This window comes from Salinivibrio sp. VYel1 (genome assembly GCF_009377945.1).
GTDB classification, from domain to species: Bacteria; Pseudomonadota; Gammaproteobacteria; order Enterobacterales; family Vibrionaceae; genus Salinivibrio; species Salinivibrio siamensis.
Genome location: NZ_RSAM01000001.1, coordinates 85658 through 100608, shown reverse-complemented (window position 1 = coordinate 100608; position 14951 = coordinate 85658). Strand labels below are relative to the sequence as shown.

Here is a 14951-nt window from a genome sequence, read left to right as displayed (position 1 = left end):
AAGAGAGAGAAAAATGAGAGTTTGCGCGGTTGATTTAAAAGCTAACGAAGCGAATGTTGTGTTACTCGACAGTGACAACGATTTGTTTTCGGTACCTGAGTGTCGAGCCAAGAAAATCACGCTGCCCTCGCCAGAAGCGCAAGAGAGCATTCAACATTTCCATCGTACCATGAGCAAGCTCATCGAAGATTATCAGGTGGATAAAATCATTATTCGCGAGCGCCAAACCAAAGGGAAGTTCGCGGGTAGTAGTGCCGGCTTTAAAATGGAGGCCGCCCTACAACTGATCGAAGGCGTTGACGCCGAAGTCTTCTCCTCCAGCGTGATGAAACAAACGCTAAAACGTCATCCCATCGATGTAAATTTAAAAGAGCTAGGCTTGAAGCAATTTCAGGAAAATGCCTTTCTAACCGCGTGCGCCTATTGTAATAAAGACAAAAAATAACAGTAATAAAGACAAAAAAACACGTCGAACACGGAGGTACCATGAGCAAGAAAATCTACTCTTCCCCGCTAGGGCCATTAACACTGCAGGCCAATAGCCAGGGATTAACGGCTCTGTATCTCCCTAACCGCGCACCTAATCACCTTGTTCAAGACAGTTCGCAAGACAGCGTCGCCATTCTCGATCTTGCCTGCCATCAACTGGATGAGTACTTTGCAGGTACGCGACAGACATTCTCGGTGCCACTTGCACCGCAGGGAACGGCCTTTCAACAGCGCGTATGGCAGGCGCTTCAATCCATTCCCTTTGGTGAAACGGCCAGTTACCAAGCCATCTCTCATCTTATCGGTAACCCAAAAGCCAACCAAGCCGTGGGCAGTGCGAATGGCAAGAATCCGATTTCGATTATTGTCCCCTGTCACCGGATTATTGGCCGTCAAGGTCAGTTGGTCGGCTATGGGGGTGGTTTAATCGCCAAACGCACCTTGTTGATTTGGGAGGCCACAGGCAAGTGGCCCGATTACGTCTCCAATGAGCTGACCAGCACAGACCCGGCGCTGCCTTAGTCTCCGCTCAGGCGGCAAGCGGTTTGGTCAGCCGTTCCGGGGTCAGATGAAAACCACAATGGATATAAAAGCTTTGTGCGTCGTCTTTTTGGTAGCTTGGGACCACTTCAATGTGATCACATCCTTTTGCTCTCAGCGCCTGCTCGGCAGCATTAAGCAGTTGACGTCCCAACGTCATATCGCGGAATGGCTCGTCGACAATAATGGTACTAATGCGACCCACGTGGCCTGACAAACCTAATTGTGGGATCACTTGACAGACCACCACACCCGCCACCAAACCGCAAAGCTCGGCCACGCTCACTGACACCAAGTCCTGATTAAGTAGATGCTTGATATGCCGGTGCATCTGACGTTTGTCTATCTCATCTGACTGGCAATGGGCGCAGAGTTGGCTAATGGTTTCTATATCTTTATTAGTGGCTTGTCTTATCATTGTCGCCTTCCTTGTTTGGGTTTCCCCACCCGCAGACCGCCGTTCAATCTGCCGGTGAGGTTTTATGAGTTATCACGTCGCAAAACTCGCACGTATTAGTGACTAACGCTGGGCGGTTTGCGTCCCCGACATACGGCTTACTGTCACGCGGCGGTCAAAGAAAAAGCCCTCATTCCCCGCTTGGCTATCCAGTGGCTGACTGTCTCCATACGCCACCGTGTTGAGCTGACGCGGATCGACGCCCACGGACACAAGGTAATCTTTTACGGCCTGCACACGACGTTCCGATAGCGCTTGGTTATAGCCTTGACGTCCTCTTGGATCGGCATAGCCTGCGAGTTGCCATTGAGCGTTTGGCATTTGTTGAATAAATCCTGCGAGCTCATCAAGCTGGATCATAAAGTGCGGCTCAATATCAGCCGAGCTCGTGCGAAATTGAATATTCATCGCCAGCGTAAGGTCTTCCACCTGATTCTGCGCACTGCGTAACCGCGCGAGTTCAAGCTGCGCTTCATTATATTTTTGGCTGATGCGACTCAATGATTGATTCTCATCCCGGATAGTTTGAATCGTTTCATCCTGCTCGGTGGCCAAATTTTCATAGCTGGCATTTTGCCCCATCACGGTACCAATAATGGCCCCTGCAACCGCGCCGACAGGGCCCGCCACTACCGCTCCCGCGATAGCGCCGCTTCCCATCCCGATCAGTTCGGGTTGTTTATCACGTTCAATCTCACTGGCGGCCATCCCTTGTGGCGTGGCAACGGCGAACATTGAAACGGCAAATACAGAGTGAATCAGTTGTTTTTTAATATCCATCTTATCCTCGCTTACGATGAATCGTGCTGTTTGATATGGCGTTATTACAGCAAGCACTTAAGGCATTTTGCGGGAGTAAAAATGGCAATCTGGCGATCAATAGTGGCAAAAAAATGGCAATTTACGTTTCATACGCGAAGAGGGTTTTCTCTGCACACAGTTTGGGTATAGTCATCACAACGCAAGTAAGAAGACAGAGTTATGAAACACATCGCGATAGTGGAAGATGAAGCGGCGATCCGAGAAAACTACGCCGATGTTATCCGCCGCCAGGGTTACCAAGTCCATACCTACCAAGACCGGCCCAGCGCGCAAGCGGCCTTTGAGCGGCAATTGCCCGATCTAGCAATCATTGATATTGGCTTAGGCAGTGAGATCGATGGTGGTTTTGCTCTTTGCCAATCCCTCCGCGCCGTGTCGGCGACGGTGCCAATTATATTCCTCACCGCCCGCGACAGTGATATTGATACCGTGGTTGGTTTGCGGATGGGCGCGGATGACTATCTCACTAAAGATGTTTCCCTCCCACACCTCATGGCACGTATCGCCGCATTATTCCGGCGCTCTGATCTTTTGGCACAAACCCCCTCAAAAGAAGATAAGCGTCTCCAATGTGGCCCTCTTTACCTCGATCTTGATCGTATGCAGGTCTATTGGCATGACCAACTGATTGATCTCACCGTGACCGAATTTTGGATGGTGCACGCCCTCGTCAAACGACCCGGGCATGTTAAAAGTCGGCAGGCACTCATGGATGAAGCACATGCTGTGGTGGATGACAGCACCATTACCTCACACATTAAACGAATTCGTAAGAAATTCATGGTGGTTGATGAACAGTTTGATTGCATCAGTACCGTTTATGGCATGGGCTACCGTTGGGATGAGGCACCCGAATGATCGCGAAGTTACACTTGCTTGCCCAACAATTATGGCAACACATCGCGGGTATCCGTACCAAGATTGTGGTGCTATCGAGCTTTTTGCTCCTATTGCCCTACTTGGGTTATCAATATGTGTGGGAGATGGAAAACGTCTTACGACAGGGACAAGAGCAGACTTTGATGGGTACCGCGCGCGCTTTCGCCATGGGGATGAACGACAGGCCCAGCTTGTTTTCCTATCGAGACATCCCCTCTCAACTCGACCCAGGAAAAGATCTGCACGCGTTTCGCCTCAATCATCCAATCACCTTGGACGGTGACTTAGGCGACTGGCAGCGCGACCGCCACCATCAACGCCACTATCAGCGTGATGGGCTTATTTTTAACCAAGGTCCCTACCACAACGATCAATTGGCATTATCTGTGCTCACTGGGAGTAATGGAGATGCCGTATACTTTGGCATCACAGTGACCGATGCCAGTCCTACCCCAGCACAGCGTACCGGCGATATCACCAGCCAAGATCACATGATCTTGGCGCTCACTTCCCCCCAAGGTGCCTTTTATCGTGTTGCGCTCAGCCAAGACAGTAACAGCAATAATGCTCACATCCGTCACCTGACCAGTGGACTACCCACTTTAGCTGACAAGACCTCGACAGAAGGCCCGGCTCAGCCTCTACCTATTGCTGCAAAATGGCAACCGACAGACAAGGGTTACAGCATTGAGGTGAAACTCCCGGCAAATTGGGTCGGCCAGCAGCTGGCTCTCGCCTACTATGATCGCGGCAATGGTTTCGAGCGGCCACTCAACGCCATTATTGGCAGTGCTTCAACGCGCGCTCCCACCTCATTAGGCAGCTTTATGATGCCCTCTGCGGCTATCCAATCTTTGATTGAGCGAATGAATAACGACGCCTCGCGGGTTTGGGTAGTCGATAAGCACAGTCGCGTGCTCGCCAAAGACGGCGATATTCAAACCTCCAATGGCGTTTGGCAGCCTCAGTCGCCTTCAGACCAACCAGAGGGATTGATCCCCTGGATAACCGACACACTACTGCGCCCCTGGTATGACCGCTTGCTCGTGACGCCACCCGATCACTTTGTCGACGCCATGCAACAAGCATCCATCTACCAAGGGGTGCAAGCACAGCAAGCATTACAGGGGCGGCCTTACGCAGGCTGGCGCAGCTCAGACGACAATCAAGCAATGATTTTATCGGCCGCTTATCCCATCTGGCTTGACGACCGTGTCGCCGGTGCAGTGATCGTCGAAGAGACGACCAATGGCATTCGCAGCTTACGTAATGAAGCGTTAGAAACTCTGTTTTCAGTCATGCTGGCGGTTATATGTACCGGCGTGCTTTTACTGCTCTTATTTGGATCGCATATCGCTAAGCGTTTACGTCGCCTACAGCACGAGGCCGATCATGCAATCGATAGCCAAGGCCGGGTTACCGGACATATCACCACCACACATAGCCATGATGAAATTGGTCGACTATCACGCACCATGGCCGATATGGTCAGCCGAATTGCCGGGTATAATCACTACTTGGAGGCCATGAGCTCACGGTTATCCCACGAGCTACGCACACCGATTGCCGTGGTACGCTCCTCGCTCGAGAACATGGCCTACACCCAGGAAAACCCCGAGCAACTGACCTATGTTAACCGAGCGCAGGACGGTGTTCACCGCTTAGCGGGCATTTTATCGACGTTAACCGAGGCCACACGCCTAGAACAAAGCTTTGATAACGCCGATAAAGAGATGGTGGATCTCAATGCCCTACTTGAAGGCTGTACCCAAGGCTACCAATTCGCTTATCCAGATAAGACCTTTACCTTAAGCCTTCCCCACCACACGGTAAACGTGTTAGGTGTCCCTGATTATCTGGCACAATTACTCGATAAGCTTATCGCCAATGCGGTGGAGTTTGACAACGGCGCCGCCCCCATCGCCTTATCGCTGTCACAAAATGCGCATCAGGTCGCGATGACCGTCAGCAATAGCGGCCCATTGCTTCCCGAGCATATGCGCGAGCAATTGTTTAACTCTATGGTCAGTGTCCGCCCTGAAGGTCACGGCGCGGATAAACCGCACCTTGGCTTAGGACTGTATATCGCACGGTTGATCGCTGACTTTCATCAAGCCGATCTTGTCGCTGACAACCGGCCACAACAAGATGGAGTGACACTGTCACTTATTTGGCCCAAGACACAGTTAATGACACACTGATTGATCTCAACCCTATTGGCCCCAATACTGACTAATAGTGCCCGACACTGATAAGGGCCCGCACTTTTCATGGGGTCACACATAGCGTGACGCCCCGAGCAAGGAGCCAATATGATTGAATTTTATTCTGCCGCGACACCCAACGGCCAAAAAGTTGCGATTGCACTAGAAGAGATGGGGCTGGATTATCAATTACACAGCGTTGATTTGATGGCAAATGAGCAAAAACAGCCTGACTTCTTAGCCATCAACCCCAACGGTCGCATTCCCGCGATTGTCGATAAAGCCAATGGCGACTTTCCGGTGTTTGAGTCCGGGGCGATTTTACTCTATCTCGCAGAAAAAACGGGGCAATTCTTACCCAGCGAGCCCAAGGCACGCTCACAAGCCATTCAGTGGCTGATGTTTCAAATGGGGGGCGTGGGGCCAATGATGGGGCAAGCCAATGTCTTCTATCGTTATTTTCCTGAAAAAATCCCCGCCGCCATTGAGCGCTATCAAAAAGAAGGCCGCCGCCTGCTTGAAGTGGTGGATAAGCAACTGCAACAGCATCCTTACTTGGCAGGGGATAGCTATACCATTGCCGATATGGCGACCTGGCCATGGGCAAGGATTCACGAATGGAGTGGCGTTGATGTAAGCGGATTAGACGCACTCAGCGCGTGGCTCGATAAACTTGCCGCGCGCCCTGCTTGTCAAAAAGCCTTACTCACCCCCGCACCCAAAGAGGCAACGGACGACGAACGTGCCGAACAAGTGCGTGGCATGGTGACGCGATAGCAAAATCGCTATACTAGATCGTGATCTTAGGTACCAGACAGGCAGCGTATCCCGCGGCCTGTCCGTCATTTATTTGTGTTGAGGAGCTCGCGTGTTAACACCTTGCATTGGTCATTGTCGACGTGAAGACGATATTTGCGTCGGCTGCAAACGTACGCTTGATGAAATTGTCCGCTGGGGAAAAATGACCGACGATGAGCGCGAATCCATTATGGCGCAACTCCCCAAACGGCCCGATCCTACCTCTGCCGTTCCCTCTTATCGGTCACGAAACCCGTTCAAGCGCCGCACTGGCTGAAGGCGCAAGCGGCTTACGATACTCAATGATCACCGTGCTTCCTTCATAATGCACGGCTTCAATCGCCCCATCGACAATCACTTTACTGGTGACAAGCACGTCTTGATCAACCTGTTCACGATCGCGCAAGCTCGGTATGACCTTGTTCGGCTCCACCCCCATAGCTTGGCAAAACGCAAACACAAACCGACTATCGAGCACGGCGTCACCATGAATGCACCGAGAGAAGCTAAGGTGACTGATCTCAAGCTTTTTTGCCATTTCTATCTGGGTAATCCGAGCTTTAGCTTTATAAGACATCCATGTTTCGTACAAAGCCTGTCTGTCTTGGTCATTAAAGGTCATCACGGTTTCCACTGGCTATCATTTAAAAGCATCCAGCCTAGCAATCCTGTTACCTATAATGTCAGCACGGGGTAAACGGCGAGTAAATCTTGCTGGAATCGTGCGGCTCGGTTAGGATCCGAGTGCCCTGATCAGATAAGAGATGTGCTATGGACGTCAACTTGGCGAATCTACCTGCCGACGAGAAACAAAAAATTGAACTCGATAAACAAGCTGCCTACGCCGTATGGAAGGTAGTCAATAACCAAGCCCCACAAAGCCTTTACCAGCAAGAAGCCAGCGCCTTAGTCGACTGGCAACGCGAGGTGTATCTCGCCAGTGTAGAAAAATACCGTGCGCAACCTGACGCTTTTATCATCCCTGAGGCCCCTCCCTCCGAATAAGGTTTCACCAGCACCCTCACACTGGTGCTGGAACCTGTCAGTCAGCGTACGCCACACGGTTTTTATCGCCGAGCGCATCGCGCCATCCCTTCAGGCGTCTCAACGCCTTGCCAATGTTTGGTTTTATCTCACTTGCTGCGGATAAATGCTTAAAATAAGGCGCTTAGGTCAGTAAACATCTTACACGCGCGTTTAAAACCCGAACGCCTGTCTTTTTTTTCTAACAACACCTTCATTAAAAGCGCGCTAAAATGTCATACATTTTTCACCCCCTCACCTAGCAAAAAATGAACACTCGCCCTATTGTTATTCTTATCAAGAAGTCTTTCTTATTTGGCAGATAGACGCCATATAAACTAATTTCTAATAAACGTTGGCTGGGTGACTCCTTGGTGGGCAACACAAAAACCCGCACAAAAAAGCGGACAGAACACGCTCATCAAGCACAGGAAGCACCCTTACTTTTTAGACAGGCAAACTCGCGCTCAGTAAGGGGTAATCGCTATGACCTTAGGGTTTAAATCTCGCATTATTTGGGGGGTAGGACTGCTCGTCACACTCTCACTCGTGATCCTCGGTTCAATTAACGCACTGTCGCTGCGTGACAGAATGGTTGAAGCCTTGGTCACCCAAACTCAAAATAAACTCGATCATCATGTCATCGAGTTAGAGCAGCTGGTGCAGTCTCAGCTCACTGCGGTAGAGCAAGGTGCCGGCCACTTCTCAACCGATCTCACCGGTCAGGAGAATGTGGCGCAAGTACGAATGCTGGCAGATACCGCCGGTATTGCTAATGTCATCATGACCTACGAAAACGGTGCGTCGTACATGTCTAATCACAATGGTAATGGTGTGACCACCAATGAATATAACTTCCGAGACCGAGACTGGTACCGCACGGTTAAATCCGATCAGTCCATTCACTTGACTGACATTTACACGGACAAGGTCACCGGTGAGAAAGTGATCAGTGCCGTGGCTCCTGTGTTTGAAAACGGCCAGTTTATCGGCGCGCTGCTTGGTGATATTCCGTTAGAAGATGTCATCACGCAAGTCAGTGAGATGCGCTTTGCCGGTGGAGCCGCGACATTGACGGATCAAAACGCGGTGTTTTTTGCCAGTGATGACCCCAATGATATCGGTAAAACCCCCTCTCAAATTAGTCCTAACTTTTCACAAATGGAGAGCATGTTCCGCAGTAGCGAGCAAGGTCACCTCACGTTCCCCTATTTAGGCATTCAATTTGATGGCTATTTCCAGCGAGTCAACTTAACCGAAGACAGGTATTGGACCTTGATGGTCTTTGTTGACCAAAAAACCGCCCTGGCGGGGGTTCGCGATGCACAAATCGATTCTGTCGGAACAGGCGTGATACTGCTCATCGTCAGTCTTGGCGCGATTTATGCGATTATTCAATTTTCATATCGCCCCTTACTCAAACTCAAAGAAGCGGTGCTGGATCTGTCACGTGGCGAAGGGGATCTTACCGCTCGTCTCGATGTGAACGGCAATGATGATTTGGCGCAAATCAGTGACGGCTTCAACCGCTTTGTCGAAAATCTACAAGGCATGATGTTGAGCGTCGCCGAGTCCAGCCAAGCCATTTCAGCCAATATTAGCCAGCTGTCACAAACCACCAGCGAAAATGAGTCCGTACTGGATGCTCACTCAGCTGAAACCGAGCAAGTGGTTACTGCCATCACTCAAATGAGCGAAAGCGCGAGAAACATTGCAGAAAATGTTTCCCAATCGAACAGTATCACTGCCTCGGCAAGTAAGGAGGCAAGTCAATCACTTAAAGTGGTCGACAATGCGGTGATCACGGTCAGTGCCTTAGTGGATGAGGTGGAAGAAATGTCGGGGCGGATCACTAGCATGAACAAAGATGCGAATCGAATTAGTGACGTGCTGACAGTGATTGGCGAAATTTCTGAACAAACTAATTTGCTGGCATTGAATGCCGCCATTGAAGCAGCGCGCGCTGGCGAACAAGGACGAGGCTTTGCGGTCGTCGCCGATGAAGTGCGTGCGTTAGCCGCTCGCACACAAAGCAGCACCACGGAAATTTCCGAAATGCTTACCGCGTTACTCGATGGCACTTCGAGTGTGGTCGAGGCCATGGAGAAAACCAAAGAACAGTGTCAGACCACCGCAGACAAAACCTCGGAAGTGTCTAACAGCTTGACCATCATGAGTTCGTCTGTCACCGAAATCGACGATGTGAGCACCCAAATTGCGACAGCGACTGAACAGCAAAGCTCTGTCGCTGAAGAGCTCAGTAAAAACATGCTGTCGATTCGCGATATGGTGAATAAGCTGGTAGACAGTGGCAATCAAACCACGGCGGCCACTCAATCCCTCACCCATTCAAATGAGGAGCTGGATCGCATGGTGCATAACTTTAAATTGCAGTAAATCGCCAAGGCCAGACCGCGACGCGAATGAGTTTGGCTGACGTTCACTGAATCAGGCAGCGAGACGCTGCCTGATCCCCATTGGGGAGGATTGTTTTTATGTCTTGTTCCTTACCAACACACGCCTTAACCGCGACGTTTACACAACAATACCAAACCATTCGTCAGCACTTTTTCAATCGAGACCCTGATCGTTGGCCCGTCTATCGGACGCCAGAACTGGCTCATTGGTTGGAGAACGGTATGCATCCTGCGGTGGCCGACGCTGCGCATCCATTTAGTCAACAAACGCATGTTCCCGAACAAAGTGATATTAGCGCCAAGACACTGCCTAACCTAGCACTGCAAGCCGCCACCTACTCCAAAGATTGGACATCGCCCCGTGCCGTGGAAAACGTGATCACGGCGCCGTGTGATCCCGCGATACATGGGGCATTACTGGCGACGATGGCTAATCCCAACTTGGTGTATAGCGAATACGCGGGGATGTCAGTTGAACTAGAAAAAACACTCGTACGTCAAGTCGCAAACTTGATTGGCTATGATCCTGACCAGGCAACCGGGATCTTTACCCAAGGCGGGACGTTCGGCAACTTATACGGCTATTTAATGGGGCTAAGAAAGCAGTTCCCGCTATCAGGCCAGCGGGGGTTCCAAGGACAAGACTTCCGCATGATTAACTCACTGGCTGGCCATTATTCCAATATGACCAACCTCGGCTTACTGGGCACAGATATCCCCAACCAAGTCCTGCGTATTAAAGTGGATGCCAACAACCGGCTTGACTTGGATGACTTTGCCTATTCGCTCAATCATTGTTTAGCAGAAAAGATGCCGGTGCCCACCATCTTGCTGACCTTTGGTACCACAGACACGTTCGCCATTGACGACATTGAACGCGTCTATCAAATCACAACACGCGCCTGTGAGCGTTTCAACACGTCGGTTAGGCCACACATTCACGTCGATGCGGCCGTGGGCTGGCCATTAGTGATGTTCAACGACTATGATTTTGCCGCCAACCCGATAGGGATCAACGCGGCGACACGGGATAAACTGCAAGCATTAATACCCCGTATTCGCGGGCTACGCTTTGCCGACTCCATCACTATCGATTTTCAAAAGTGGGGGTTTGTACCCTATACCGCCAGCTTGGTGATGTTCAAACAGAAAACGGACATGGAACACCTTAAGCAAGATCCGCATTACTTTTCTTATTTTGAAACCAGCAAAACGCAGCAAACGCATTTGCAGTCAACAATAGAGTGCTCGCGCGGTGCAGCAGGCGCCTATGGGAGTTATTGCGCCCTCAATATGTTGGGCAAACGTGGTTATCAGACCATGATTGCGCACAGCCTGCAAAATGCCGAGTATTTAAAAGCCCACCTAGACGCCCTCCCCCATTGCAAGATCGTTGCTGGTGATAACCTGGGCCCTACGGTGGCATTTCGCCTCTATCAACCTTCCCCTACACTGGATGTAAATGTCATGTTCCAGCAAGAACAAACCTTGCATCAAGTCGGGGCGCGCATTGACAGCATTACCCAACATAGCCTGTTTCACCGTCAGCACTTTCTTGCTCGGCAAGGTAAAACGCTGCAAACCAACTGGGTCGAGTCCATTGCACACACGGAGTTTGACCCCAATGGCCAATGCCTATTTATTCCTGGTGAAAAAGCGGTATTTTTAAACCCTTACACGCGCTACACACACATAGATGAGTTTGTGGCTTCACTATGCCCCGAGCACGCAGAGCAATTGGTTTAGTTACCAACGCCAAAAGTGCGGCATAAACAATGCCAGCACGGTGAAGTACTCCAAACGACCGAGGATCATGGCAATGTTTAGGATCCAGATCCCTGTGTCTGTCACGGGCTGGAAGTTACTCCCGACTTCACCAAACCCTGGCCCAAGCACATTGATACAAGCGACTACGGCGGTAAATGCAGACCAGAAATCGAGCCCTGTCATCATCATCAATAGGGTAAACACACCTGTGGTCAGCGCTGCTAGCGACATAAACGCCATTACCGCTTGGGTCACATCGTTCGAGACCACCTTATCTTGATAACGGATGGGGATGATCGCGGAAGGGTGCACCAATTGATGCAATTGGCGACGAATGATTTTAAAGGTAACAATATCGCGAATAATTTTATTGCCGCCCGCCGTTGAGCCTGAGCACCCGCCAAGATAGGCACAAAACACCAGGAATAAGGCGGTTGCCGCTGGCCACGAGCTTAGATCCGCTGCCCCAAACCCAGTACTGGTAATGAACGAAACCACATGGAACGCTGCAAAGCTAAGTGACACCCAGAGCGATTCATAACGGGCTTCACCATAAAGGTAAAAGCCCAACACCAGAGACAGGCACGCCACCACAATCAAAAACACCCGTGATTCTTCGTCATCAATATATAGCTTTAGGCCGCGCCAACCGATACGGAAAATCCGAAAGTGTAAGCCAAAGTTGATCGCTCCTAACAGCATAAAGATATTAGAAATCATTAAGATAAGATGGCTTTGAAAGTGCCACATACTGGCATCGTGGGTGGAGAACCCCCCGGTTGAGACGGTAGAAAAACTATGTGCGATCGCATCGTACACACTCATTCCAGCCACATAATAGGCCAGCGCACATACAATGGTGATTACCATGTACACCCCCCACAAATAGTGCGCCGTTTTTGATATTCGAGGAGAGAGTTTTTCGTCTTTGATTGGTCCGGGGGTTTCCGCTTTTAATAGCCGCATACCACCCACGTTGAGCATCGGCAATACCGCGACCACAAATATCACCACACCAAGTCCCCCCATCCATTGTAAAAACTGGCGATAAAGCAGGAATGAAGCAGGCATATTGTCCAGGCCACTCAAAATGGTGGCACCCGCCGTACTCAGCGCACTGATCGACTCAAAGGTGGCATCAGTGAAACTCACACCAGTCACTAGTTCTATCGGGATACCGCCAAGCAAACCCACTAGTATCCAGGTCAGCGTTGAAAATAGTAAAGCGTCGCGAAAGGTGACCTGATTGAGTTTGCTTTGCCGAAACAGCCACGAGATAGCCAATGATGAAACCATCATCAGCAAAGAGGGATAAAAGAAGTGCTTTGAGACCCCATCGCGGAAAATAAAAAGCGATAAGAGTCCAAAAACAAATTGGACAACACCCATCCATAAAATAGGCATGCCCAGAAGACGCAGGGTATTTTTAAAGTTAATCATGACAGAGGCAACTCATCATTAACACGCTCGTGGTTTATCGATCCATCGCCACCACGCGTAGCGACAAACAGTGGCGTGACGCTTATCACCTCACCGCTTAACTATATCGGTCTTGTTCCAGAATGTCATGGTGGATTAAAGACCTCATATCTACGTCGTTAATACCCTGCATACAAGGCATTACATCGCAGACACGTTATAAAAAAGCCGGGCATCACTGCCCGGCTTCCTACTTTTACTGTGCTTGACGACGTTCGCCGCGCGCAGAGCCACCACGACGCTCGTTGCCGCGGTCACGGTTGAAACGACGTTCGCCACGGCCACGTTCATTGCGGCCACGACCACCGCCATTGCGGTCACCACCGCGACGCTCGCGCATGATTTGACCTTCAACACGCTGTGCATTGGTCTCTTTTTGACGAATACGCAGTTTTTGCAATTGTGCAAACACGTCTTTCGGCATGGTTTTAGGCAGCTGCACAAACGTGTGTGCCGGTGCCAGTTTAATCGCGCCAATGTTTTGCTTGTTTAAGCCAAGCTCATTGGCAATTGCGCCGACGATATCTTTAACTTGTACACCTTGCTCACGACCCACGTCCAACTGATACGTATCCCAATCAGCCGGGTTAGTATCACGACGGTCAGTACCATTTTGACGATCGTCACGACGACGTTCACGGCGTTGTTTCTCACGCTCCATCGCTGCAATCATCGGGTCTGGGCCTTTGTAGAATAATGGACGCTTGCCTTGCTGGCGTTGCAGCAACATCGCCGCCAAAGTGGTTGCATCCACGTCAATATCGTTTTGCAGTTGCTCAATCAGCTCAACGAAAGGTGCCATGGCATCGCCATCTTTCTTCTCAGCCAACTCACCCGCTAGCTGAGCGACACGCGCTTCCGCCACTTTATCGCGGTTTGGAAGCTGAATTTCTTCCATTTTGGTCTGCGTGACACGCTCAACCGTGCGTAGCATGCGCATTTGGTTAGGACGCACCAACAGAATCGCTTTACCGGCACGGCCTGCACGCCCCGTACGACCAATACGGTGAATGTACGATTCGGCATCAAACGGAATGTCGTAGTTAAACACGTGAGTGATACGCGGCACATCAAGGCCACGTGCCACGACGTCGGTCGCGACCAAAATATCAATCACACCACGCTTTAAGTGATCAACCGTGCGCTCACGCAGTGACTGTGGGATGTCCCCATGCAATGCCGCGGCTTTAAAACCACGCGCTGATAACCAGTCGGCAAGGCGCTCAGTATCTTGACGGGTACGCACAAACACGATTGAAGCGTCGGTATCTTGCGTTTCTAGCAGACGGCTCATGGCTTCGTCTTTTTCAACGCCTTTAACCACCCAGAACTGCTGCTCAACTTTTTCAACGGTGCGATTACTTCCCGCCACATCAACACGCGCCGGTTCACGCAAGAAGCGGTCAACAATTTGTTTAACGATAGGAGGCATGGTTGCCGAGAACAGGATACGCTGTGCACTCTCAGGCGCTTGCTCCATGATCCAGGTAACATCGTCCACAAAGCCCATTTTGAGCATTTCATCCGCTTCGTCGAGGATAAAGGTATGTACTTCGTCAAGCTTCAAGCGATCGCGGTTGATCAAATCTTTCACACGCCCTGGTGTGCCCACCACGATGTGCGCGCCGCTTTTTAGCGCTTTCATTTGGTCAACAATCGATGCACCACCATAGATCTCAAGCACTTTGAGGCCTTTGATGTTCTGTGCCAGCGTCTTCATTTCCGCCGCGACTTGGATAGCAAGCTCACGAGTCGGAGCCATAATGATAGCTTGTGGTTTACGCTGGCTTAGATCGACTTTATTCAGTAGTGGCAGCGAAAATGCAGCGGTTTTACCTGTACCGGTTTGTGCTTTACCAAGTGCGTCACGGCCTTCAAGAAGGACAGGGATGGAAGCGGCTTGAATTGGTGTCGGTGTTTCAAAGCCCATTGAGTCAAGCGCAGACAAAAGGGTGTCGGCCAGATCTAACTGGCGAAATTTGGTTACAGATTCTTGCATTGGGATCCCAATCTATAGAGTGTAGCGAAACGGGGCCCCTCAAGCGTTCTGCTCAACCATGCAACACTGTCTTTCAT

Annotated in this window: 14 protein-coding genes; 9 read left to right on the top strand and 5 right to left on the bottom strand. The window is 50.6% G+C overall.

Features of this window, described 5'->3' with window-relative positions:
• Positions 1–13: 13 nt before the first annotated feature.
• A complete protein-coding gene (locus EHW58_RS00455; protein ID WP_046075914.1) occupies positions 14–445 on the top strand; it encodes a DUF3010 family protein in 432 nt (143 codons plus the stop codon).
• Between the two features lie 41 nt (positions 446–486).
• Positions 487–1011, top strand: coding sequence for a methylated-DNA--[protein]-cysteine S-methyltransferase (locus EHW58_RS00450; RefSeq protein WP_046075915.1), 525 nt, complete (start codon positions 487–489; stop codon positions 1009–1011).
• 7 nt (positions 1012–1018) lie between these two features.
• Here EHW58_RS00450 and EHW58_RS00445 read toward each other — a convergent pair whose 3' ends face one another.
• Together EHW58_RS00445 and pdsO are read right to left on the bottom strand one after the other, a co-directional pair.
• Positions 1019–1447 (bottom strand): GNAT family N-acetyltransferase, encoded by a 429-nt coding sequence (locus tag EHW58_RS00445; RefSeq protein ID WP_152793942.1) that lies wholly within the window; start codon positions 1445–1447, stop codon positions 1019–1021.
• A 102-nt stretch (positions 1448–1549) separates the two neighbouring features.
• The gene (gene pdsO, locus EHW58_RS00440; protein ID WP_152793940.1) at positions 1550–2266 is read right to left on the bottom strand and encodes a sortase-associated OmpA-like protein PdsO; all 717 of its coding nucleotides are present in this window, start codon (positions 2264–2266) and stop codon (positions 1550–1552) included.
• 201 nt (positions 2267–2467) lie between these two features.
• On the opposite strand from pdsO, the gene pdsR reads away from it, so the two are divergent.
• The 4 genes from pdsR to EHW58_RS00420 all read left to right on the top strand — a co-directional run bounded on the left by pdsR (position 2468) and on the right by EHW58_RS00420 (position 6466).
• Positions 2468–3166 (top strand): proteobacterial dedicated sortase system response regulator, encoded by a 699-nt coding sequence (pdsR, locus tag EHW58_RS00435; protein ID WP_077607234.1) that lies wholly within the window; start codon positions 2468–2470, stop codon positions 3164–3166.
• The gene (gene pdsS, locus EHW58_RS00430) at positions 3163–5388 is read left to right on the top strand and encodes a proteobacterial dedicated sortase system histidine kinase (RefSeq protein WP_152793938.1); all 2226 of its coding nucleotides are present in this window, start codon (positions 3163–3165) and stop codon (positions 5386–5388) included. Before pdsR ends, pdsS begins: the two co-directional genes overlap by 4 nt.
• Before the next feature lie 111 nt (positions 5389–5499).
• A complete protein-coding gene (locus tag EHW58_RS00425) occupies positions 5500–6168 on the top strand; it encodes a glutathione S-transferase family protein (RefSeq protein WP_077638895.1) in 669 nt (222 codons plus the stop codon).
• A gap of 91 nt (positions 6169–6259) precedes the next feature.
• Entirely contained in the window at positions 6260–6466 is a 207-nt protein-coding gene (locus EHW58_RS00420) for a DUF1289 domain-containing protein (protein WP_046075919.1), read from the top strand.
• Here EHW58_RS00420 and EHW58_RS00415 read toward each other — a convergent pair.
• Positions 6434–6766: an XRE family transcriptional regulator gene (locus EHW58_RS00415; protein ID WP_227986256.1), complete on the bottom strand. Its 333-nt coding sequence runs from the start codon at positions 6764–6766 to the stop codon at positions 6434–6436. The genes EHW58_RS00420 and EHW58_RS00415 overlap by 33 nt on opposite strands.
• A gap of 194 nt (positions 6767–6960) precedes the next feature.
• Between EHW58_RS00415 and EHW58_RS00410 the strand changes: the two genes are divergently transcribed.
• From EHW58_RS00410 to EHW58_RS00400, 3 genes are all read left to right on the top strand, one after another.
• Positions 6961–7194 carry a DUF3283 family protein gene (locus tag EHW58_RS00410; RefSeq protein WP_046075920.1) on the top strand — a complete coding sequence of 78 codons (234 nt, stop codon included), beginning with the start codon at positions 6961–6963 and terminating at the stop codon, positions 7192–7194.
• A gap of 504 nt (positions 7195–7698) precedes the next feature.
• Positions 7699–9609 (top strand): methyl-accepting chemotaxis protein, encoded by a 1911-nt coding sequence (locus EHW58_RS00405; RefSeq protein ID WP_152793936.1) that lies wholly within the window; start codon positions 7699–7701, stop codon positions 9607–9609.
• Between the two features lie 98 nt (positions 9610–9707).
• A complete protein-coding gene (locus EHW58_RS00400; protein WP_152793934.1) occupies positions 9708–11375 on the top strand; it encodes a pyridoxal-dependent decarboxylase in 1668 nt (555 codons plus the stop codon).
• Here EHW58_RS00400 and EHW58_RS00395 read toward each other — a convergent pair whose 3' ends face one another.
• Together EHW58_RS00395 and EHW58_RS00390 are read right to left on the bottom strand one after the other, a co-directional pair.
• On the bottom strand, positions 11376–12836 hold the full coding sequence (locus EHW58_RS00395; protein WP_152793932.1) for a TrkH family potassium uptake protein: 1461 nt from the start codon (positions 12834–12836) through the stop codon (positions 11376–11378).
• Between the two features lie 235 nt (positions 12837–13071).
• Positions 13072–14874, bottom strand: coding sequence for a DEAD/DEAH box helicase (locus EHW58_RS00390; RefSeq protein ID WP_077638889.1), 1803 nt, complete (start codon positions 14872–14874; stop codon positions 13072–13074).
• Between the last annotated feature and the right edge of the window lie 77 nt (positions 14875–14951).

Bases quoted from the DNA above. Each gene is read 5' to 3' on its own strand.
- EHW58_RS00455 (WP_046075914.1), top strand. From the start codon at position 14: ATGAGAGTTTGCGCGGTTGATTTAAAAGCTAACGAAGCGAATGTTGTG.
- EHW58_RS00450 (WP_046075915.1), top strand. From the start codon at position 487: ATGAGCAAGAAAATCTACTCTTCCCCGCTAGGGCCATTAACACTGCAG.
- EHW58_RS00445 (WP_152793942.1), bottom strand. From the start codon at position 1,447: ATGATAAGACAAGCCACTAATAAAGATATAGAAACCATTAGCCAACTC.
- pdsO (WP_152793940.1), bottom strand. From the start codon at position 2,266: ATGGATATTAAAAAACAACTGATTCACTCTGTATTTGCCGTTTCAATG.
- pdsR (WP_077607234.1), top strand. From the start codon at position 2,468: ATGAAACACATCGCGATAGTGGAAGATGAAGCGGCGATCCGAGAAAAC.
- pdsS (WP_152793938.1), top strand. From the start codon at position 3,163: ATGATCGCGAAGTTACACTTGCTTGCCCAACAATTATGGCAACACATC.
- EHW58_RS00425 (WP_077638895.1), top strand. From the start codon at position 5,500: ATGATTGAATTTTATTCTGCCGCGACACCCAACGGCCAAAAAGTTGCG.
- EHW58_RS00415 (WP_227986256.1), bottom strand. From the start codon at position 6,766: ATGTCTTATAAAGCTAAAGCTCGGATTACCCAGATAGAAATGGCAAAA.
- EHW58_RS00410 (WP_046075920.1), top strand. From the start codon at position 6,961: ATGGACGTCAACTTGGCGAATCTACCTGCCGACGAGAAACAAAAAATT.
- EHW58_RS00405 (WP_152793936.1), top strand. From the start codon at position 7,699: ATGACCTTAGGGTTTAAATCTCGCATTATTTGGGGGGTAGGACTGCTC.
- EHW58_RS00400 (WP_152793934.1), top strand. From the start codon at position 9,708: ATGTCTTGTTCCTTACCAACACACGCCTTAACCGCGACGTTTACACAA.
- EHW58_RS00395 (WP_152793932.1), bottom strand. From the start codon at position 12,836: ATGATTAACTTTAAAAATACCCTGCGTCTTCTGGGCATGCCTATTTTA.
- EHW58_RS00390 (WP_077638889.1), bottom strand. From the start codon at position 14,874: ATGCAAGAATCTGTAACCAAATTTCGCCAGTTAGATCTGGCCGACACC.